The following is a 19,595-nucleotide window of genomic DNA, read 5'->3' on the forward strand; positions in this document are numbered from 1 at the left end:
CCCTTGTGTGTGGCCGCCGTTGGCGCTCGGCGGCCGGTCCGGTGTCAGCCGTCGGCCGCCTCGTGGACGGCGGCGCGCAGCGCTTCGAGGCTGTGCGGGTTGGCGAGCGTGGAGAGGTCGCCGGGTACGTCCTGGGTGACGCAGTCGCGGATGAGGCGGCGCATCACCTTGCCGGTGCGGGTCCTGGGCAGTTCGGGCAGGGCGATCACGCGGCTGGGCCGGAAGGCGGGCCCGAGCGCGTCGGCCACACGCGCGCGGATCCGGTCGGCGTCCGGCGCCGAGAGCGTCCCGTGCGCGGGCACCACGAAGCACCACAGCGCCTCGCCCTTGACCGGGTGCGGCACCCCGACCGCCGCCGCCTCGGCCACGGCGGGGTCCCCGAGCGCGGCCTCCTCCACCTCGGCGGGGCCAAGCCGTTTGCCCGCCACCTTCATCACGTCGTCGAGGCGCCCGTGCACGAACCACTCCCCGTCGGACCGGGACGCGAGGTCGCCGTGGGACCAGCGGCCGGGCCGGCGGCTGAAATAGGTGTGGGCGAACCGCTCCGGCGCGCGCCACAGGCCCCGGGTCATGCCCGGCCAGGACTGGCGCACCACCAGCTCGCCCATCTCGCCCTCGCCGACCTCGGCGCCGTCCGCGTCCTCGATGACCGCGTCGATGCCGAGGCAGGGTCCGGTGAAGCCGCACGGCGTCTGGGGGACGGTGGGCGCGGACGCCAGGAGGGAGCCGCCCACCTCCGTACCGCCGCTGATGTTGATGACGGGGCAGCGGCCGCCGCCGACCTCGTGGAAGTACCAGCGCCAGGCGTCCTCGGTCCAGGGCTCGCCGGTGGAGCCGAGGATCCGCAGCCGGGACGCGGCGGCCCCGGGTCCCGCGGTGGTCATCATCGCCCGCGCGAGGCTGGGCGAGCTGCCGAAGACGCTGACCCGGTGCTCGTCCAGGAGCCGCCACAGCCGGTCCGGGCCGGGGTGGTCGACGGCGCCCTCGTACGCGAGGACGCCCGCGCCCGCGAGGGTGCAGCCGACGGCGACCAGCGCGAACATGATCCACCCGGGGTCGGTGACCCAGAACGCCACGTCGTCGGGGCGCACGTCGAGGTTGTAGCGCACCTCGGAGCCGACCTGGACGGGGAATCCGCCGTGGGTGTGGACGGCGCCCTTGGGGCGGCCGGTGGTGCCGGAGGTGTACAGGAGCAGGAAGGGCGCGCTGGCGGGCAGGTGCACGGTCTCGGCGGGCCCGGCCTCGGTGAGCGCCCGCCACGTGGTGGTGGCCGTGCCGTCTGGCGGCGCGGTGTCGGGCGGCTCGTCCGCGACGACCACCAGGTGGCGGACGTCGGGGACCTTCTCCGCCGCGGCGCGGGCGACGGGCAGCATCTCGTACCGCTTGCCGCGCCGGGTCGTCGCCTCGGCGGTCACCAGCACCCGCGCCCCGGCGTCGGCGAGCCGGACGGCGAGCGCCTCGGTGCCGAAGCCGGAGAACATCGGGACCAGCACCGCGCCGATGCGGGCGCAGGCGAAGAGCAGCACGAAGGCCTCGGGACCGGGTGGCAGATAGCCCGCCACCCGGTCCCCCTCCCCCACTCCCAGGCCGCGGAGTCCCGTGGCGACCCGGGCGCTGAGCCGCGCCGTCTCGCGGTAGCCGAGCCGTCCCCGCGTGCCGTCCTCGCGCTCCCAGCGCAGGGCGGTCGCGTCGGGGCGGCCGCGGCGCACATGGCGTTCCAGACAGGACTCGACCAGATTGGTCCGCCCGCCGGGGAACCAGCGCGTGGCGGCGATCCCGCCCCGCCCGTCGCGGGCGCACAGCGGCTGCTCGTGCCAGACGATGCCCATGTCGCGGGCGGCGCTGGACCAGTACCACTCGGGGTCCGCGACGGAGCGGCGCTGCAACGCGCGGTATCCGTCCAGGCCGTGGGCCCGGCAGAACCGGGCGACGTTGCTGTGCTCGGTCAGCTCCCGGCCGGGGTACCAGGCGTACTCGCCCATCAGCGGGCCTCCGGGTTCTCGATGAGCGCGGCGATGCCCTGGCCGCCGCCGATGCACAGGGCGACGACGGCGAACCGACCGCCGGTGCGCCGCAGTTCGTGGGCGGCCTTGAGCAGCAGGATCGTGCCCGTCGCGCCGATCGGGTGGCCGAGCGCGATCGCCCCGCCGTTCGGGTTGACCCGGTCGGGGTCCAGTTTGAGGTCGTCGAGTACGGCGAGGACCTGCGCGGCGAACGCCTCGTTGAGCTCGACCACCGCGATGTCGTCGAGATCGAGCCCGGTGCGCCGCAGCAGCTTCCTGATGGCGCCGGCGGGCGCGAAGCCCATGATCTCCGGTTCCAGGGCGGTGACCACCACATCGCGCAGCAGACACAGCGGGACGGTCCCCGGGCGCAGGTCCGCGACGCGCGTCAGCACCACGGCGGCGGCCCCGTCGTTGAGCCCGGCCGAGTTCCCCGCGGTGACCGTGCCGTCCGGAGCGAACGCGGGGTCGAGCCGGGCGAGCCGTTCCACGGTGGTGCCGGGGCGCGGGTGTTCGTCCCGCTCGACCGTGCCGTCCGGGGTGAGCACGGCAACGGTCTGCTCGGCGAACCGCCCCCGCGCCAGGGCCTCGGCGGCCCGCTGCTGGCTCCGGGCGGCCCAACTGTCCTGGCGCTGCCTGGAGATGGCGAACCGCGCGGCCACGGCCTCGCCCGTCAGCCCCATCGGCCCGTGCGCGAAGGGGTCGGTGACCAGCGAGAACGTACCGTCGATCCGGGGCGGTCCGGGGAGCTCGTCGGCGGCGCGCTCGCTGTAGTCGAGCAGCGGCTGACGGGTCATCGACTCGTTGCCGCCGGCCACCATGACCTGCGCCTCGCCGAGGGCGAGCGTCTGCGCCGCCGACCAGACGGCCTGGAGGCCGGAGCCGCACAGCCGGTTGACGTTGTACGCGCGCACGTCGACCGGCAGCCCGGCGGCCAGCGCCGCGCGTCGCGCGTTGAACGCGTCGGGACCCACCTGGCCGACGCAGCCCAGGACGACCTCGTCGACGGCGTGCAGGTCGACGTCCGCCCGCAGCAGCGCCTCCTGGATCACCAGGGCGCCGAGCCGGTGCGCCGGGACCGACCGCAGTGCTCCCTTGAACCGTCCGACGGGCGTGCGCGCCCCGTGGACGACGGCGATGTCGGTCAGCATCAGATCCCCCGCTCGTCGAGCCAGTCGAACACCCGCTGGTGGAAGTGGAGGGCCGCACCCTCCTGGCAGTGCTCGCCGGAGCCGTCGGCGGTGGCGAACCTGATGAGGTCCTTCTCGGCGCGCAGCGCGGCGTGCACCCGCTGCGCCTCGCCGCGCGCGACCACGTCGTTCTCGGCGTCCAGGACCAGGGTCGGGCAGGTGATGTGCTCGGCCACGCCGTCGAGGTTGTACGGCATACAGGCGCGCAGGGCCTCGGCCGGGGTCTTGGCCCCGAACGCCCACATGCCGTGGCGCAGGAACCAGCGCAGCTGGGTGCTGTGGGACATGGCCACCGCCAGGGCGGGCCCGGCCACCTCGTCGCGGCTCTCGGCGACCCATTCGGCCAGATGTGCCGGGATGACCGTCAGGGGCAGCCGGTAGAAGTCGTAGATGCCGTTGTGCAGCACGCACGCCGCGAAGCGCCGGTCGAAGGCGGCGGCCCGGGCGCCGAGCAGCCCGCCGAAGCTGGTGCCGAAGAGGACGAGCCGGTCGGCGTCGACCCCGGGCAGGGTGAGCGCGTGGTCCACCACGGGGCCGACCACCGCCTCCCAGTCCGGCCGGAAGACCAGGCCCTGCTCGCGGCGCACCGACTGCTGTCCCGGCCCCTCGAAGGCGAGCACGTGGTAGCCGCGCCGCAGGGCCCCCGCGCCGACCATGAAGTACAGCTCCTCAAGCGTGGAGTCGTACCCGCCGTGGTGGATCAGCGTCGGCCGGGGCTCGTCGGTGGGTCCGGCGAGGAAGAAGTAGCCGGGCAGGGTCGTGTCCTCGTACGGGATGCGCTGCGGGACGACCGGGGTGTCGAAGAGCGCGGCGGCGCGGGCGAACGTCTCGCGCGAGTGCAGGGCGAGCCGGTCCGACTCCCGGTCGTGGTCGCGGTCGTCGAGGCGGAAGAAGTCGGCGGCGCGGTAGTAGTTGGAGGCCCTCAGCAGCGCCTCGCGCGCGCTCACCCGGTGCCCGGCAGCCAGTGCGTCGTCGCCGGCTCGGTGCAGTCGGGCGGCGGTGGCCGCCCAGGCGCGGCACCAGGCGGCCTCGTTGCCGTCGGGAACGTCCTCGCAGGTGACGAGCACTTCCCCGAGATCCGCGCCGCCGCAGGCGGCGTGCCCCGCCGTGCGCAGCGCCTGGAAGGAGAACGCCTTGTCGTCGAAGAGGAACTTCACCGCGGGCCTCCCGCCGAGCCAGCGAACGGAACGGCACCGTTCCGGCTCGTAGGGCGCGAACGTACACCCTCCGCATCACGGAACGCAACCGTTCCGTTCCGTGTTAATCTCCGATCATGGCCAGCCTCCGTGACAGCGAACTGCGGCGCCCGCCCACCGGTGCCGGCGTACTGCGCGAGTCCGTGACCGAGACGATCCGCCGGGCGATGTTCGAGGAGCTGGCGGAGTCGGGGTACGCGCGGATGTCGATGGAGGCCGTGACCCGCCGGGCGGGCGTCGGCAAGGCGGCGCTCTACCGCCGCTGGCCGTCCAAGGAGGCCATGGTCGTCGAGCTGGTCTCCGAGGCGGCCGCCGCGCACATCCCCACGACGACGGACTCGGGGTCGCTGCACGGCGACGTCGAGCGGTTCCTCCATGAGACCCTGCGGGCGCTGCGGCACCCCCTCGTGGGCCGGATCATCCCCGACCTGCTGGCCGAGTCGGCCCGCAGCGCCTCGCTCCACGACGCGCTCCACCACGCCGTCCTGGGCCCGCGCCGCGCGGCCGTCGCGACCCTTCTAGACCGTGCGACGGTACGGGGCGAACTGCCGCCCGACATCGACACCGGCCTGGCCACCGACCTGTTCGGCGCGCCGCTGTACTTCCGCATGCTGGCGGCGGGCGGCCCGACGGACGGCGCCTATGTCGCACGGCTGACCCACGCCGTGGTCGCGGCGGTCGCCGCGAGCCGCTGACCGCCCCCGCTCACCCGGGCAGCAGCGCGGCCTCCATGTCGCAGCACCCGCCGCGCCGCATCAGCCGCCCCACCGGGAGCCACTCGTGGTCGGCGGCCGCGTGCCGCGCCGGCTGCTCGAACGCGGCCACCAACTCCTCGGTCTCGTACGGCACTCCGCCCCGCAGCACCGCGACTGTCCGCACCATCGCCGCGAAGTCCTCGAACGGGTCGCCGTCCACCACGGTCAGGTCGGCGAGCTTTCCCGCCTCCACGGTGCCCAGGTGCCGCTCGACCCCGAAGAGGCGGGCCGGGAGCACGGTCGCGGTGCGCAGGGCCGCCGCCGGGGAGAGCCCGCCCTGGTGCAGCGCGCGCAGGCCCAGGTGCAGGGAGAGGCCGACGGGCACGATCGGCGCGTCCGTGCCGAGGGCGACCAGGCCGCCGGCCGCGAGCACCCGCCGGTAGACGTCGGTCTCCCGGCGCAGTGTGGCCAGCTGGGCCGCCGTCGGCGCCGCCCCCGCCGACTGCCGCACAAGCGCGGAGTCCCACGGCGGCATCACCACGGTGACCCGGGGGTCCGCCGCGAGCCCGGGATCGGCGCCGATCAGCGGTACCGAGGTGAACGGCGTGGCGATGAGCGCGAAGTTGACGCCGCGCGCGGAGTAGACCTCCACCACGTCCTCGTAGGCGCGCCCCGAGGCGGTGGTGGCGTGCCCGAACTCGGCGCGCTGGGTGGCCTGCAGATGGGTCGTCAGATCCTGGCCCAGCTGCACGCCGGGCGAGAGCAGATGGCTTCCGGCGCGCACCCCGAGGCGCTCGTGCGCGAACCGGGCCGCCTCCTCCATCACCCAACCGGGCGCCCTCACATAGGTCTTGACGAAGTCCCAGTCGAGCGCGGCACCCCGCTCCAGCGACCGCCGCAGCCCCTCCCGGGTGCGATGGGCGCGCCCCATGCTGTACGCCACCCGGGACCCGTCGAGCAGCTCCCCCGTGGTCAGCAGCCGGGGCCCGGCGAGCTGCCCGGCGGCCACCGCCTCACGGATCCGGGCCTGTTCGTACGCGAATCCGCCGAGCGAGACGGCCGTGGTGATCCCGTAGGTGAGCTGGCCGACGGTCTGGCGGCCGCCGTAGGTGCTCTGCCACGGGTGGGTGTGCGTGTCCCACAGGCCCGGCACGACCGTACGCTCCGAGGCGTCGATCCGCCGCAGCGCGCCGCGCCCGCGGTGCGGCTCGACGGCCGCGACGCGCCCGTCCCGTACGACGATGTCGACGTCCTCGCGGACCTGCTCGCCGGTGCCGTCCCACAGCCTTCCGGCGTGCACCACCGTGTCGGCGGGCGCGGGCCTGCGGGCTTCCAGCGGGACGCGGACGGTCCGCGCGGGGCCGCCCTCGACGCCGATGAGCCGCAGCCGCGAACCGGACAGGTACAGCAGGGTGTTCGACTCCCCCGACCAGGACGGATGGTCGGCGGGCTCGTCGGTCAGGGTGCGCGGCGGGCCCTGCGGGGTGCCGTCGGGGGCGACGGGCAGCACACAGAGCGCGGACTCGACGATCACCGCCATCCAGCGCCCGTCGGGCGACCAGACGGGCCCCGAGTCGTACCGGTCGGAGATCGAGACGTGCGGCGCCACCGCGTGGAGGCGGGCGGTGCCGGTCTCCGTGTCGACGACCCGGATGAGGTTGTAGCCCTCCCTGAAGCGCGCGTTGAGGCGGTTGCGGTCGCAGAGCGCGATGCGGCGGCCGTCCGGCGACCAGCTGGGGCGGCCGGGCAGCCCGCCGCCGCCGAGGGGCGCCGCCAGGACGCGTTCGGTGCCGGAGGCCAGGTCGCGTACGAGGAGGCGGCCGGTCATGTCGAGGCAGGCGAGCCGTTTGCCGTCGGGCGAGAGCGCCGGATGCACCCGGCCGCCGGTCGCGAGCGCGCTCTCCTCGCCGGTGGCCAGATCTCGACGGTAGATGCCGAGCAGCCCGTCGCGGTCGTCGGCGTACAGCAGCGCCCGCCCGTCGCGGGTCCAGACGGGCCCGAGCAGATAGCGCGTCGGCGCCGACTCGCGCAGCCGCCGGGGCGGCCGGGCGCCCGAAGTGTCCGCCAGCCACAATGTGTTGAGTGCGGCGAACGCGATGTGCCGCCCGTCGGGCGAGAGCGCGGGCAGATGGACGCCCCGCACCGGCCGCACCCGCCCCTCGCCGAGGTCGTACTCCTTGACCCGGTAACGCGGCCGCTCCACCGGCAGCACGCCCTCGAACGGGATCGTCTCCGCCTCGCCGGGCCTGTCGGGCCGTACGAGCGTGAAGCGCCCGTCGACGGTCAGCAGCAGCTCCCCGGCCGCCGTCCAGCGCGGGGGCACCGGCGCGATGTCCCCGCCGACGGCGACCGGCTTGCCGTCGACGACGAGCACGCAGGAGCCGTTCGGTGCGGCGGTGGTGCGCAGATGGGCGAGCCGACGGCCGTCGGGGGCGAGTGCGGGGCACATGACCTGCGCGGCTTCGGTCTCGGTGTACACGACGCCGACGGGCCCGGCCCCGTCGGCCGCGACGGCGGCGACGGTCCGCGCCTCCACGCCGAGCCCCGTGGCCGTGGTGACGACCTTCGCGCGGACGAACAGGATCCGGGCCCCGTCCGGCGACCAGGTGGGGTCGAAGTCCTCCCAGGCCCCGTCCTGGAGCGGCCCGTCCTGGCCGGGCAGCCCGGTGAGCCGGGTGAGCCGCCTGGTCCGCAGGTCCAGTACGTGGACGCGGTACGCGCTGCCCGCCACCGGGTCGCCCGCGCGCTCGGAGGCGAACGCGATCCGGGTCCCGTCGGGCGACCAGGCCGGTCCCCGGTCGTCCCAGGGCCCGTCGGTGCGCCGCCGCACGTCCGAGCCGTCCGGCCGCATGGTCCACACGTGGTAGCCGCCGCCCTCGTAGGCGCAGAAGGCGACGAGCGACCCGTCCGGGGCGTGCACGGGCCGACCGGGTTCGAGGCCCGCCGGGGTGAGCGGCACGGCCTTGCCGCCGTGCCGGGGCAGCGACCACAGCACGCTCTGGACCTCGGCGATCACCGTGTCCCCGGCGGGCGCGAGGCTCGCGGAGCCGTTGGTGGCCGCACTGAACGACAGCGAGAGCCCATCGCGGCGGCGGGCCGCCGCGGGGACCGTCCCGACGGCGGTGACGGCCCCGGCCGCACCGGCGGCGGCGAACAGTTGACGACGGGAGAGGGAGCTCGCGGCGACGCCGCTGGAGTCACGGTCCATGCCCCCACACGCTGGCGCACCACGCACCACGGGGGCAACCGCGCCATTCAGGCCAAACGGGTCGGGCCGGGGCGCGCGGTCAGATGCGCCAGGACCGTATCCGGTCGGCCGCGTCGTACGCGTCGGTGTGGCCCGCGTCTATGTCGCGGGCGAGGTCGATGAGGGCGCCGTACGGGGCGTCCAGGCCCTCGCCCGCCGCGTTCATGTACGCGACGACCACCGCCGCGCCGAAGAGCGCGTTGCGTGCGGGCAGCGGGCGCAGCCGGATGATCGCGTGCATCAGTGCGCCCGCCCGCCAGGAGTTGTCGACGGTCGCCTCGACCCGGGGCGTGTTGACGCGGTGGCGGCCGACGGCGGCCACCAGGCTGGAGAAGTCGTGGACGGTGGGCTGCTTGGGCAGCACTTCCGTCTGGCGTTCGAGCAGCCAGCGGATGTCGATGTGGAACTCCACCGTCAGGCGGCCCGCCCCGAGGAGTCCCGCTGGTCGGGGGCGTCGTCGGGGAACGCCGCGTCGAAGGCGTCGCCCTGTTCGGCGATGAACGAGCGGAAGACCTCCGCCGCGCCTTCCAGCCGTGGATCGCGCACCGCCTCGTACGCGGCCTGCGTGATGAGCGCCGTCACCGTCGACCCCTCGGCCTCCGCGCGCTCCTTGAGCAGCGCGTGCAGCTGGTCGTCGACCCGGATCGTCACTGACTTGGACATGCTTCGACCGTACAGCAGGCCGTACAGCGCGGGACAGGCTCCGGCACAACCGCCTCGCGGGCGCCGGGCCTGGTCACTCGGGCACCGAGCGAACCACGACCAACGAGCCCTCGTGGAACGGCTGCTCGCGCAGCGCGCACCGGCGCGCGTCCCACACGCCGCTCTCCAGGTCGCGCCGCAGGTCGCGGGCGAACCGCTCGCGCACCGGCTCGTCCACGAAGCTCCAGGCCGAGCAGGCCTGCCGGGCGCCGGTAGTCGGCGTAACCGGCGCCTATCGTGCCGTAGTCCGCGTCTCCCGCGCTGGCGTCGGCGCTGCGTGCGTTCATGGTTCGAATTCAGTGGGTGGCAGCGGGACGGAGTCAGGCGTCCGCCGCGTACCGCCAGAAGTCCTGCATCGCGGCGGGCGGTGGCGTGGGGCCGGTCAGCTCCAATTGCGTGAGCAGGATGGTGACCGTCCCGGTGGACGGGACGATGTGCGCCGCCGTTCCGGTGCCGCCCAGCCAGCCGAACCGGCCCGGCACGTTCCACGGCTCGGCCGTCTCCACGTCGACCGAACCGCCGAAGCCCCAGCCCTGCCCCTCCAGGAACAGCCTGCTCGCCTCCCGCTGGGCCGGGGTGAGGTGGTCGGTCGTCATCTGCCGTACGGAGTCGGGCGACAGGACGCGGTGGCCGTCGAGCGTGCCGCCCGCGAGCAGCATCCGGGCGAAGGCATACAGATCGTCGACGGTCGAGACGAGTCCGCCCGCCCCGGACGGGAACGCGGGCGGGGTGCTCCACTGTCCGTCCCGCGCGTCCACCAGCTCCAGGGCGCCGGAGTCCGGGGCCCCGGCCCGGTAGTAGCCGGTGAAGCGGCCGAGGTCGGCGGCCGGGACCGCGAACCCGGTGTCGGTCATGCCCAGCGGTTCGAAGATCCGCTCGGCCAGGAACTCGGGCAGCGGCCGCCCGGCGGCCCGGGCGATCAGTACGCCCTGGATGTCCGAGCACGCGTTGTACAGCCAGGCCTCGCCCGGCTGGTACAGCAGCGGGATCCGGGCGAGCGCCGCCGTCCACGCGTCCGGCGCGGCGACGGACTGCGGCTGGGGCGGGCCCTGGAGCAGTTCGGTGAAGAGCGGGGCGACGGCCGGGAGCGAGAAGTCGGCGGGGAAGCCGTACCCGGCGCGGAAGGTGAGCAGGTCGAACACCGTGATGGGGCGGGCGGCCGGGACCACGTCGTCGACGGTGCTCTCGGGCGTACGGACCACGCTGGGCGAGGCCAGCTCGGGCAGCCACTGCGCCACCGGCGCGTCCAGCGCGAGCCTGCCGTCCTCGACCAGCGTCATCACCGCCGCCGAGACGATCGGCTTGGTCAGCGACGCGATCCGGAAGATCGAGTCCCGGGCCATGGGCGTGCCGCCCTCGTCGTCGGTGTGTCCGACGGCCGCCACCTCCACCCGGTCGCCCCGGGCCACCAGGCCCACGGCGCCTGGGGCACAAGCGTCGCCGCCCACGTGCTTCTTGAGGATGTCGTGCAGATCGTTCATCGGCCCACCTTCGGAAGTCGACAGTCGGTACGCGAAGCCGGAAGGGAGACCGGCGGCGGCGCGCGAACTCATCGGTGCCTCAGCGGCCGCATACCGATGAGTTACGCGCTCCCCCGCCGTCTCTCCTCCATGGACCACACGAACACGGCCTGGTCGCCGGACGGAACGCCCCTCGCCTACGAGTGTGCCGGGGAGGGGCCGCCGGTGATCCTCGTCGGCGGCGCCTTCTGCACCCGGGAGACACACCGGGAACTCGCCGGTCTCCTCGCTCCCCGCTTCACGGTGTTCAACTACGACCGCCGGGGCCGTGGCGCCAGCGGGAACACGCTCCCGTACGCGGTCGGCCGCGAGGTCGAGGACCTGGCCGCGGTCGTCGCGGCGGCGGGCGCCGGCGCCATGCTCTACGGGCTCTCCTCGGGCGGCGCCCTGGCGCTGGAGGCCGTGGCGAGCGGGCTGCCGGTGACGGCGGTCGCCGTGTACGAGCCGCCCTATGCCCTGGAGGCCGAGCGGCGGGCGGGCAACGTCCGGTACGGCGAGCGGCTCGCCGCGCTCCTGGCCGCCGAACGGCGGGCGGACGCGGTGGAGTTGTTCCTGAGCAGGATCGGCGTGCCCCCGCCGGTGATCGAGGAGTTCCGGCGCGCCCCCATGTGGCCGGGCATGGTGGCGCTGGCCCACACCCTCGCGTACGAGCACGCCGTGCTCGGCGATGCCGCGCTTCCCGTGGAGCGCCTGGCATCGGTCACCGTCCCGGTGCTCGCGCTGTGCGGCGGGGCGAGCCCGGAGTGGATGCGCGCCCCGGCCACCGCGATCGCCGGGGCGGTGCCGGACGGCCGTGCGCTCTCCCTGCCCGGCCAGACGCACGAGTTCTCGGCACGGGCGCTCGCCCCGGTCCTGGCGGAGTTCTTCGGCGGCGGCTCGCGCGAACTGCCCTGACTTCCTCGCCCACCCCTCCCACCTGCACAGACGGCTAAGATCACGAGGATTTTTCACAAACGGGGAAGGAATGCGACCGGTGCGCGTTTGGGGCAAGGGCATCGCGCTGGCGACCGCGGGAGCGGCGCTCGCGGTGATGCTGGCGGGGTGCGGAAGCGGCGAGTCCGAGCACGAGGGCCCGGAGGGCGGCACGGGGGCGCCCGAACCGGAGCAGGCCGACGGCAAAGGAGCGGGCTCCGGCAAAGGAGCGGACATCCGCGCCGCGTTGACGGCCGCGGCCAGGAAGACCGGCGAGCAGGCCTCGTACAAGACGCTCCAGACGGGGGTGCCGGGCTCGGGCCACTCCGAGATGCTGTTCCAGAAGGCGCCGTCCGCGAGCGTCATCAAGTCGTGGAGCAAGCCGTCCTCGGCCAATCCGAGCGGCTTCAGCCAGGTGATCTCGCTGGGCGGGAAGACCTATGTCCACACGGACGAGGTGCCGGGCAAGAGCTGGTACACGATGGACGACACCGCGTACGCCGGTGGCGACAAGGGCTCCGGCGAGTCGCGGGCCGCGGGGTACGTCCCCGAGTTCACGGGCGCGCTCGCCGCGTCCCCGTCCACCCGGCGCCTCGGCGAGGAGCGGGTCGGCGGGCGGGCGGCCGACCACTACCGGGGCACGGTCGTCGTGGACGAGCTGGCCGCGTACAACGGGCCCGCCATCGACAAGGGCGTCCGCGACAGCTATGTCGCGAGCACCCGGCGCCAGGGCATGAGCTCGGTCGTCATCGACCTGTGGGTCGGCAAGGACGGGCTCGTCCTCAAGTCGCGGGAGGAGGGCCGGGGTTCGAAGGGGCCGGAGCTGGTCGTCGAGGAGTACTCGGACTTCGGCGCGGTCCCGGCGATCACGCCGCCTCCGGCGAACACCGTGGCCACCTGGAAGGAGTTCGTCGACGGCCTGTCGCAGCGGTCGTAGGCGTTACGGACGAGTGTGAGGTGAGGGGCGCCGCCATGCCCGGCGGCACCCCTCTGTCGTCGCTCATGTGGTCAGCGGTTGAAGACGCTGGTGCGGCTCCCTTCGACGGTCGCGGTGCCGTCCAGCGGGGTCTGGTTCGCGAGTCCGCACAGCTGAGCGGGGGTCAGGCCCGCCAGCGCCTTGAAGTCGCGGTTCAGATGCGCCTGGTCGTAGTAGCCGCACGCCGCCGCGAGTTCGGCGAGCGACCCGTGCGAGCCGTACGGCAGCGTCAGCGCGCGCTGGAACCGCAGGATCCGGGCGACGGACTGCATCGGCAGCCCGATCTGCTCCCGGAACAGCACCTGCAGCCGTCGGCTGCCGCGGCCGGTGACCCCGGCCAGTTCACCCAGCGTCATCCCGCCGTGGCGCGCGCTCAGCCTGCTCCAGGCCTCGGCGACCACGGGGGACGGCTCGGGACCGTCGGCCAGCAGGCTCGCCAGGACGTCGTCGAGGACCGCCCAGCGCGCCTCCCAGTCGGGCGCCCCGGCGAGCCGCTGGGTCAGCCGCTCCGTCCACCTCTTGCCCAGCAACTCGTCCGGGTGCACGGTCTCGTTCGCCAGGCTGTGCATGGATATGCCCAGGCACATATAGGCGCCGAGCGGCGTGAAATCCACTTCGACGGCCTGTCCGGCGCCCCGGTAGCCGCCGAGGACGGGTGACGTCCGCAGACCTCCGACCAGCGAGTACCACGTGTCGCCCGCCGCCTCGTGCTCGCCGGGGCCGAACAGGTGCAGCGGGTCGCCCCAGCCGACGATCAGCGTCACCGTGGCGGCCGGCAGGGTCAGCCGGGCGGGCATCCCTCCCGGTGTGCGCCGTCCCCGGTACTTGACCACCTGACCCCGCAACCAGTCAGGTGCCGCTCGTTCCACATTCTCCCCTCGGCCTTCGGTAATCAAGGATGCTTTGGCCTCCACCTGCAACCCTCTCCTCACCATGCGCGTGTTCCGCCGACCGGAATCCGGCAAGGCAGTGCGCCTTCTTACAAGACCAGCGGTCGGCCTCGGAGGCAGTCTGTGTGGGCAGAGGCGGTGAAGGCCAGGAACGGACGAACGCCTGGCCGAATATCGGCCATCACCCGGTGACGGGCGCATATGCCCCTGGTCTCAGGCCAGTCGAGCGGTGGTACGACGAGCCCAGCGGGCCCGGCGCGGGTCGGCCCGTTTCCCTGTTGTCACCCGCTCACGGGGGTGGCGGGTGACAACAGGAAAGCGGGCCGGGCACGCCAAGCGGAACCGGCCGGCGCACTTCGGCGTCCCTCCGGGAAACCGCGTGATCACCCTCTGCACACAGGAGGCCCCCTCCATGGCCGGAACGGCTGCCCGCTACCTCTACCTCGCGCGCCACGGCGAGGCCCTGCCCGACGAGAGCGGCCTGACGGAGAACGGCCGCCGCCAGGCCGTCCTGCTCGGCCGCCGGCTCCGGGAGAGCCCGCTCTCGGTGGTGCTGCACAGTCCGCTCGCGCGTGCGGCGGAGACGGCGCGCCTGATCCATGACGAGCTCGACGGTGTCCCGATGGAGCCGTCGGACCTGGCCGGGGACTACATCCCGTACGTGCCCCGCAAGGAGGAGCTGCCGCCCGAGTACGCCGACGCGTTGCTGGACCGGCTCGCTCAGTTCCCGGCCGAGATGAGCGAGCAGGGGCGGAAGCTGGCGCCCGCCGCGCTGGAGCGGTTCGCCCGGCCGGTGGACGGCGACGAGCCGCGCCACGAGCTGGTCGTCACCCACAACTTCCTGATCGGCTGGATCGTCCGGGCGGCGCTCGACGGCCCGAAGTGGCGCTGGCAGGGGCTCAACCACGCCAACGCGGCCCTGACCGTGATCCGTTACGCGCCCGACCGCCCCGCCTCCGTCGTCTTCTTCAACGACATGGGGCATCTGCCCGCGGACCTCCGATGGACCGGCTTCCCACCGGAGTTCCGCGTCTGAGCGCTCTCCTGGGAAGGCTCGGCGCGCCGTCGCCGGCGACGGGGACCAGCGGGTCGACCCGGGGCGCGGGCGTGCCGACGGCGGCTGCCTATGATCGTTCGAGACGTTCGGTCGAGGTGCTGGTCGGACGCGACCGCACACGACCACGGAGGCTGAACGGGCATGACTGAGCGACAGGTTGTCATCGTCACCGGAGGCGGGACGGGGATCGGCGCCGCCACCGCACGGCTGCTCGCCGACGCCGGACACACGGTGGTCGTGTCCGGGCGCCGCCCCGAGCCCCTGCGCAAGGTGGCCGAGGAGACCGGCGCGCTCGCCCACCCCTGTGACATCGGCGACCCGGAGGCCGTGCGGGGCCTGGTGGACGCGACGCTCGCCGCGTACGGCCGCCTCGACGGCCTGGTGCTCAATGCCGGAACCGGGCGCAGCGGGGCCGTCGGGGACACGTCCGTGGAGGACTGGGAGCTGGTGATGCGCACCAATCTCACCGGCCCGTTCCTGCTGCTGCGCAGCGCGCTGCCGCATCTGGTCGAGGCCCGCGGATCCGTGGTCGCGGTCGCCTCGGTGTCCGCGCTGCGCAACGGGGTGGGCAACGCTGCGTACGCCACGTCGAAGGCCGCGCTGCTCCAGCTGTGCCGCTCCCTCGCGGTGGACTACGGGCCGAAGGGGCTGCGCGCCAACACCGTGTGCCCGAGCTGGGTGCGCACGGAGATGGCCGACCGGCGTATGGCACGTTTCGCCGAGGAGGCGGGCCTCGCGGACGTCGACGCGGCGTACGAGACCGCCACCCGGCTGCTGCCCGCCCAGCGCCCGGCCGAGCCGCGTGAGGTCGCCGAGGCCATCGCGTGGCTGCTCTCCCCCGCGGCGTCGTTCGTCAACGGCGCGACGCTGACCGTCGACGGCGGGGCGACGGCGCTCGACCTCGGGACCGTGCCCTTCGGGTTCCACGTCGAGCGCCGCGAGGACGCGACCGGCTGAGACCCGCCTGACAGCCTGTCAGGCCAGGCCGGTGAGGAGCTCCTCGCGGCTGTTGACGCCCGTCTTGCGGTAGATCGCCTTGAGGTGGTCGTTGACCGTGTGCGGCGACAGGTCGAGCCGGCGGGCGATGTGCTTGGTGGGCAGGCCCTGGAGCACTTCCTGCATGACGGCCCGCTCCCTGGTGGTGATCCCGTACCAGACGGAGACGGTCGGCAACAGCAGGCGGCCCGGGGCCGGTTGGATCGTGACGGCCACCGCGCCCGGCTCCGGGCCTTCGAGCAGCTGGCCGTGGAGCGCGATCCAGCCGTCCCGGGTGGGGACGCGGCTCAGCGCCTGCCCGCCCGCGCGCCGGGCGAGGTGGGCGATGTTCCAGACGGTGGCGGTCAGGTCCCGCTCGTCCACCGAGGAGGCGGCCGGGGCGAGCAGCCGCATCCACTCGTGGGCCGAGGGCGTGGCGGAGGCGACCTTGTCGTCGGCGCCGACGACCGCGACTCCGGGCGAGAGGCTGTAGCGTGACGGCCGCAGCGGCGCGCAGGCCACGAAGCGTTTCAGCGCGGCGGCGAGCGGCTCGGCGAGCGTCTGCGCATGGGCGGCCTCGGCGGCCGAGAAGGGCCGGCTGCCCCTCTCCCGTACGAGGATCAGGCCGCCCCAGGCGACGCGCGCGTGGGTGAGCCCGATGCGCATCTCGCCGCCGAAGCCCTCGGGGACGCTCACGTTGCGCAGCCGGACGCGGTGCCGGTGTCCGGCCCCGACCACGCCGGTGTTGGCGGGGCCCGCGCCGAGCCGTTCGAAGGGGTGCCGCTCGGCTCCGGCGGCGTCGTCCAGCGCCATCCGGCGCGCGGCGGCGTCGCTGTAGTCGTGTTCCTCGGTGAACAGACAGCTGGCTCTGTTCAGCGGGTCGAGCCCGGCCAGCAGGTATCCGTCGTGCGGCACGATCCGCCCCAGCTCGTCCGAGAGCGCCCGCCCGAGATCCGGCACGGTCACCGCGTCCGCCGCCTGGGCCGACAGGGCACGAAAGATCGCTTCAACTCCCCCGGTCACCCCACGAGCGTAGCCCGTGGCCGTCGGGGAATCGCGGCACTTTCCACCCGTCCATGGCCACTTGGCCGGAAACCGTACGACGGCTCGACGTCAACCCCCAATTCTGGGGATTCCGGACAATCCACGGCCGGAGCACAGTCGTTGAACCGACCGCGCCGCACCGCATCTCCACGAACCACGCCTCTGATCCCCTGTGTTCCCCGCTGCTCCAGGACATGAAGGAGAAGGCCGTGACCGATCAGTCCCAGACGCGCCGAGGCGTCATCAGGGCCGCCGGCGGTGCGGCCCTGGCCGCCGGAGCGATGACGCTCGGCGCGCCCGCGGCGCAGGCCGCCCCGCACCACGGCACCAAGTCCGCCCCGGCGGTGCCGCCCGGCGCCGCCGCCCACAACGAAGCGAGGGCCGCCATGGGTCTGCCGATCCCGGACGAGGTAACCGCGTACCAGAACAACTGGAGATTCTGCAATTACTGCTTCGGCCTCTGGTGGAACGGCAACCCCACCAACGGCGCCTGCCCCTCCAGGAACTCCCCCGACGGCCAGCACCACGGCCCCGGCAGCTGGAACTTCATCCTGCCGGCGAACCCGGCCGAGCACATCTGACATCGGACCCCCCTCAGAAAAGAGGACGACGGCACGGCCACCCATGGCCGTGCCGCCGCCCGCGTTCAGGGTCAGGGACCCGAGACCAGGTTCACCACGTTGCTGGAGGAGTTGGCGGTCCCTCCGGTGTTGTTGATGACGTGGTTGATCGTTCCCGTGCCGCCCAGCGAGACCGTCACCATGTCGTGGAAGCGGACGCCCGCCGTGTTCGGCGCCTCGAAGGCGCGCTCGGCCACCACCGAGGGGTTGGCGCTGAAGTAGCAGTAGCTGCCCAGTCCCCACGCCTCGTGGCCGGTCACCGAGCTCGCGACCTGGTACGCGTCGTAGCCCCGGGTCGAACCGTTCATCCACGCGGACTGGTTCGGCGGGTCGTACGGCATCTCGTTCTGGAAGAAGTACGTACGGCCGCCGTTGCCGTTCCAGATCACCTGGTGCTGCTGGTAGTGCTCGACGAACAGGCCGTACATCGTCACGTCGGCGCCGTTGACGACCAGCCCGTTCGCGGCCGTGTTGCTGGTCCAGCCGACGCCGCTGCCGTGGTCGGCGCGCCACAGCCACATGTGGTCGCCGATGACGTCCGAGCTGTCGATCACCAGGCTCTGGGTGGCCCTGCCGACGCCCGCGCCGCCGATGCGGAAGAAGACGTCGTGCAGCGAGGTCGGGTCGGCGGTGTGCCGGGCGGTCGCGCCCGGGGTGCCGACCCGCATCAGGAGCGCGGAGTTGGCGGGCCCGGCGTCGATGAGCAGTCCGGCGACCTTCACCCCGTCGACGTCCGCGACGTTCATCGCGGTGATGCCGTTGTCGGGGACCAGGGTGGCCAGGCCGAGGCCGAGCACCACGGTGTCCGGGCGGTTCACCGCGATGGTCTGGTTCAGGTGGTAGACGCCCGGGGTGAACAGCAGGTTCTTGCCCTGGGCCAGCGCGCCGTTGATGTCCGCCGCCGTGGCGCCGGGCTTGACGACGTAGAACTGGTCGATCGGCAGCGAGGTGCCCGCGGGCGCGCCGTTCGCCCAGGTCGTGCCCTGGGCCGCGGTGCGCAGCGCGGGCACGAACACCTTGTACGCGCCCGCCGCGTCCACGTACAGGAACGGCTTCTCACGGATCACGGGGCTCTGCGCGACCGTGGTGTAGGGCGGGTTGGGGAAGGTGTTGGCCGGGGCGTTGGTGTCGCCGACGAAGACCATGTTCCAGTTCGAGCCGTTCCAGCTGCCCCACTGGCTGTTGCGCGAGAGCCACTGCTGCTGCGAACCGGACCGCACCTGTCCGTCGATCTTGGAGTCGGCCATGAACCCGCCGCTCGACCAGCCGCCGTCGTCCAGCTGGAGGTCCCCGCGCACGTGCATACGGCGGTACGGGGCGGCCTGCGAGACGGCCCAGCGGTCGCTGCCGCCGTTGGGGGTGACCGACAGGTTCTCGGCGGAGCGCCAGAAGTTCTGGGTGGCGTTGCCCTGGAACCAGTCGGCCTCGGTGTGCACGGCGCCGTTGATGGTCACCGCGTCCGGCGACAGACCGAGCCCGGCCACCTGGGTGTAGAAGCCGACGTTGGCGTCCACGTCGTAGCTGCCCGGCTTGAAGAGCAGGGCGTAGCGCTGGGCGCCGAACTGGTTGGACTCCTGCTGGCCGAAGACCTGGTCGAGCCTGCTCTGGATGGCGGCCGAGGACATCGACGGGTCGAAGACGGACACGTTGGGGCCGAGGTCGGGGTCGCCGCCGCTCGGCGGCCGGCTGTCGACGGGGCCGACGTCGAAGGACTGGGCCGCGCTGCCGTTGCACGCGTACTGCTGGACGCGCGCCCCGTCGGCCGTCGAGGCGCCGGGGACGTCGAGGCACTTGCCGCTGTGGCGGTTGACGAATTGGTACGTCCCGGCGGCCTCCTCGACGGGCTTCCACTGCTGGTTGGCGCCGCCGCCGTACGTCCAGAGCTGGATCGGCGCCCCGTCCGCGCCGGAGACGTCGGTGACGTCCCAGGCCTTGGTGGCGTCGTTGCGGTTGCCGACTCTCACATAGCCGTCGCCGGTCGCCTCGAAGCGCCACTGCTGTGCGGCGGTCGCGTTGCAGCCGTACTGCTGGACGGCGGTGCCGTCGGCGGTGCCGGCCGCCGCGGCGTCCACGCACTTGCCGCTGTGATGGGCGGACACGGTGACCCACCCCGTCGGCAGCGGCGCGGCTTCGGCTCTGGGGGCGGCAAGGGCACCGGTGGTCAAGGAGGCGACGAGCGCACCGACGGCCACCAGTGAGGCGGTTCTGCCACGCGCGCTCCGACGGTCGGACGGAGTGGGGGTTGCGGGAATGGTCATGGCCTCACCCTTTCTTCAAGGCGTGAAGTTAGGGGCCCTCCATGGACACGTCAAGGGTTCAGACCTCGAACGTCTGGTCCGAACCAAGGGCTTGACAAGCTGGTAGCTCACCACTTAAGTCACGCGGTGAAATAAGAGGATCTCTCTAAGGTGTAGACCAATTCCGCCCTACTCTAGAGGGCTTGCGTTCAACAAGTGAACGAATATCTCGCACTTTCCATCACCACTACGCATTCCTTGAAGGAATGACCGGCAAGCAGACCACATAGGAGCCACTCAACCGGCTCCACCCGTCTGAGCTGCGAGAGCG

At 73.3% G+C, this 19,595-nt stretch carries 17 protein-coding genes; 6 read left to right on the forward strand and 11 right to left on the reverse strand.

All coding sequences use genetic code 11. From position 1 onward, the window contains the following. Positions 1-44 precede the first annotated feature (44 nt). The 3 genes from BX283_RS06575 to BX283_RS06585 are packed head-to-tail and all read right to left on the reverse strand — an operon-like array spanning position 45 to position 4,350. Positions 45-1,982, reverse strand: a complete 1,938-nt coding sequence (locus tag BX283_RS06575) for an AMP-binding protein (protein WP_101386708.1) — start codon at positions 1,980-1,982, stop codon at positions 45-47. Further along, entirely contained in the window at positions 1,982-3,154 is a 1,173-nt protein-coding gene (locus tag BX283_RS06580) for a thiolase family protein (RefSeq protein WP_101386709.1), read from the reverse strand. Before BX283_RS06580 ends, BX283_RS06575 begins: the two co-directional genes overlap by 1 nt. Beyond that, positions 3,154-4,350 (reverse strand): S9 family peptidase, encoded by a 1,197-nt coding sequence (locus BX283_RS06585; RefSeq protein ID WP_101386710.1) that lies wholly within the window; start codon positions 4,348-4,350, stop codon positions 3,154-3,156. The genes BX283_RS06580 and BX283_RS06585 overlap by 1 nt, the downstream gene beginning before the upstream one ends. A 116-nt stretch (positions 4,351-4,466) precedes the next feature. On the opposite strand from BX283_RS06585, the gene BX283_RS06590 reads away from it, so the two are divergent. After that, the gene (locus BX283_RS06590; RefSeq protein WP_101386711.1) at positions 4,467-5,084 is read left to right on the forward strand and encodes a TetR/AcrR family transcriptional regulator; all 618 of its coding nucleotides are present in this window, start codon (positions 4,467-4,469) and stop codon (positions 5,082-5,084) included. Between the two features lie 10 nt (positions 5,085-5,094). Here the strand turns inward: BX283_RS06590 and BX283_RS06595 are convergent, their stop codons facing one another. From BX283_RS06595 to BX283_RS06610, 5 genes are all read right to left on the reverse strand, one after another. Next, a complete protein-coding gene (locus BX283_RS06595; RefSeq protein WP_101386712.1) occupies positions 5,095-8,292 on the reverse strand; it encodes an amidohydrolase family protein in 3,198 nt (1,065 codons plus the stop codon). 79 nt (positions 8,293-8,371) lie between these two features. Further along, on the reverse strand, positions 8,372-8,743 hold the full coding sequence (locus BX283_RS06600; protein ID WP_079126386.1) for a toxin Doc: 372 nt from the start codon (positions 8,741-8,743) through the stop codon (positions 8,372-8,374). Positions 8,744-8,745: 2 nt separating this feature from the next. Beyond that, the gene (locus BX283_RS06605; RefSeq protein ID WP_101386713.1) at positions 8,746-8,994 is read right to left on the reverse strand and encodes a ribbon-helix-helix protein, CopG family; all 249 of its coding nucleotides are present in this window, start codon (positions 8,992-8,994) and stop codon (positions 8,746-8,748) included. Positions 8,995-9,067: 73 nt separating this feature from the next. Further along, on the reverse strand, positions 9,068-9,211 hold the full coding sequence (locus BX283_RS40530) for a hypothetical protein (RefSeq protein ID WP_180357084.1): 144 nt from the start codon (positions 9,209-9,211) through the stop codon (positions 9,068-9,070). Positions 9,212-9,353: 142 nt separating this feature from the next. Continuing rightward, positions 9,354-10,514, reverse strand: coding sequence for a serine hydrolase (locus BX283_RS06610; RefSeq protein ID WP_101386714.1), 1,161 nt, complete (start codon positions 10,512-10,514; stop codon positions 9,354-9,356). A 129-nt stretch (positions 10,515-10,643) separates the two neighbouring features. Here BX283_RS06610 and BX283_RS06615 point away from each other — a divergent pair, with 129 nt between their 5' ends. Beyond that, positions 10,644-11,447 carry an alpha/beta fold hydrolase gene (locus BX283_RS06615; RefSeq protein ID WP_101386715.1) on the forward strand — a complete coding sequence of 268 codons (804 nt, stop codon included), beginning with the start codon at positions 10,644-10,646 and terminating at the stop codon, positions 11,445-11,447. 79 nt (positions 11,448-11,526) lie between these two features. Further along, entirely contained in the window at positions 11,527-12,402 is an 876-nt protein-coding gene (locus tag BX283_RS06620) for a hypothetical protein (protein ID WP_101386716.1), read from the forward strand. Between the two features lie 71 nt (positions 12,403-12,473). Here the strand turns inward: BX283_RS06620 and BX283_RS06625 are convergent, their stop codons facing one another. After that, positions 12,474-13,238: an AraC family transcriptional regulator gene (locus tag BX283_RS06625; RefSeq protein WP_180357085.1), complete on the reverse strand. Its 765-nt coding sequence runs from the start codon at positions 13,236-13,238 to the stop codon at positions 12,474-12,476. Between the two features lie 505 nt (positions 13,239-13,743). Here BX283_RS06625 and BX283_RS06630 point away from each other — a divergent pair. Both BX283_RS06630 and BX283_RS06635 read left to right on the forward strand, forming a co-directional pair. Next, on the forward strand, positions 13,744-14,367 hold the full coding sequence (locus BX283_RS06630) for a histidine phosphatase family protein (protein ID WP_101392182.1): 624 nt from the start codon (positions 13,744-13,746) through the stop codon (positions 14,365-14,367). A gap of 162 nt (positions 14,368-14,529) precedes the next feature. Then, complete coding sequence (locus tag BX283_RS06635) at positions 14,530-15,345, forward strand: SDR family NAD(P)-dependent oxidoreductase (RefSeq protein WP_101386718.1); 816 nt, start codon at positions 14,530-14,532, stop codon at positions 15,343-15,345. A gap of 18 nt (positions 15,346-15,363) precedes the next feature. Here the strand turns inward: BX283_RS06635 and BX283_RS06640 are convergent, their stop codons facing one another. Beyond that, entirely contained in the window at positions 15,364-16,386 is a 1,023-nt protein-coding gene (locus BX283_RS06640) for a helix-turn-helix transcriptional regulator (RefSeq protein ID WP_143676393.1), read from the reverse strand. A 230-nt stretch (positions 16,387-16,616) separates the two neighbouring features. Here BX283_RS06640 and BX283_RS06645 point away from each other — a divergent pair, with 230 nt between their 5' ends. After that, positions 16,617-16,988 carry a hypothetical protein gene (locus BX283_RS06645; RefSeq protein WP_143676394.1) on the forward strand — a complete coding sequence of 124 codons (372 nt, stop codon included), beginning with the start codon at positions 16,617-16,619 and terminating at the stop codon, positions 16,986-16,988. A gap of 71 nt (positions 16,989-17,059) precedes the next feature. On the opposite strand, the gene BX283_RS06650 is transcribed toward BX283_RS06645, so the two are convergent. After that, positions 17,060-19,285, reverse strand: a complete 2,226-nt coding sequence (locus BX283_RS06650) for an RICIN domain-containing protein (protein ID WP_101386721.1) — start codon at positions 19,283-19,285, stop codon at positions 17,060-17,062. Positions 19,286-19,595 lie beyond the last annotated feature (310 nt).

Origin of the sequence: Streptomyces sp. TLI_146 (assembly GCF_002846415.1) — a bacterium.
Taxonomy (GTDB): Bacteria; Actinomycetota; Actinomycetes; order Streptomycetales; family Streptomycetaceae; genus Streptomyces.

Excerpts from the sequence above, each read along its gene's own strand:
- BX283_RS06575 (WP_101386708.1), bottom strand. The coding sequence starts at position 1,982 with ATGGGCGAGTACGCCTGGTACCCCGGCCGGGAGCTGACCGAGCACAGC.
- BX283_RS06580 (WP_101386709.1), bottom strand. The coding sequence starts at position 3,154 with ATGCTGACCGACATCGCCGTCGTCCACGGGGCGCGCACGCCCGTCGGA.
- BX283_RS06590 (WP_101386711.1), top strand. The coding sequence starts at position 4,467 with ATGGCCAGCCTCCGTGACAGCGAACTGCGGCGCCCGCCCACCGGTGCC.
- BX283_RS06595 (WP_101386712.1), bottom strand. The coding sequence starts at position 8,292 with ATGGACCGTGACTCCAGCGGCGTCGCCGCGAGCTCCCTCTCCCGTCGT.
- BX283_RS06605 (WP_101386713.1), bottom strand. The coding sequence starts at position 8,994 with ATGTCCAAGTCAGTGACGATCCGGGTCGACGACCAGCTGCACGCGCTG.
- BX283_RS06610 (WP_101386714.1), bottom strand. The coding sequence starts at position 10,514 with ATGAACGATCTGCACGACATCCTCAAGAAGCACGTGGGCGGCGACGCT.
- BX283_RS06615 (WP_101386715.1), top strand. The coding sequence starts at position 10,644 with ATGGACCACACGAACACGGCCTGGTCGCCGGACGGAACGCCCCTCGCC.
- BX283_RS06625 (WP_180357085.1), bottom strand. The coding sequence starts at position 13,238 with ATGCCCGCCCGGCTGACCCTGCCGGCCGCCACGGTGACGCTGATCGTC.
- BX283_RS06630 (WP_101392182.1), top strand. The coding sequence starts at position 13,744 with ATGGCCGGAACGGCTGCCCGCTACCTCTACCTCGCGCGCCACGGCGAG.
- BX283_RS06635 (WP_101386718.1), top strand. The coding sequence starts at position 14,530 with ATGACTGAGCGACAGGTTGTCATCGTCACCGGAGGCGGGACGGGGATC.
- BX283_RS06650 (WP_101386721.1), bottom strand. The coding sequence starts at position 19,285 with ATGACCATTCCCGCAACCCCCACTCCGTCCGACCGTCGGAGCGCGCGT.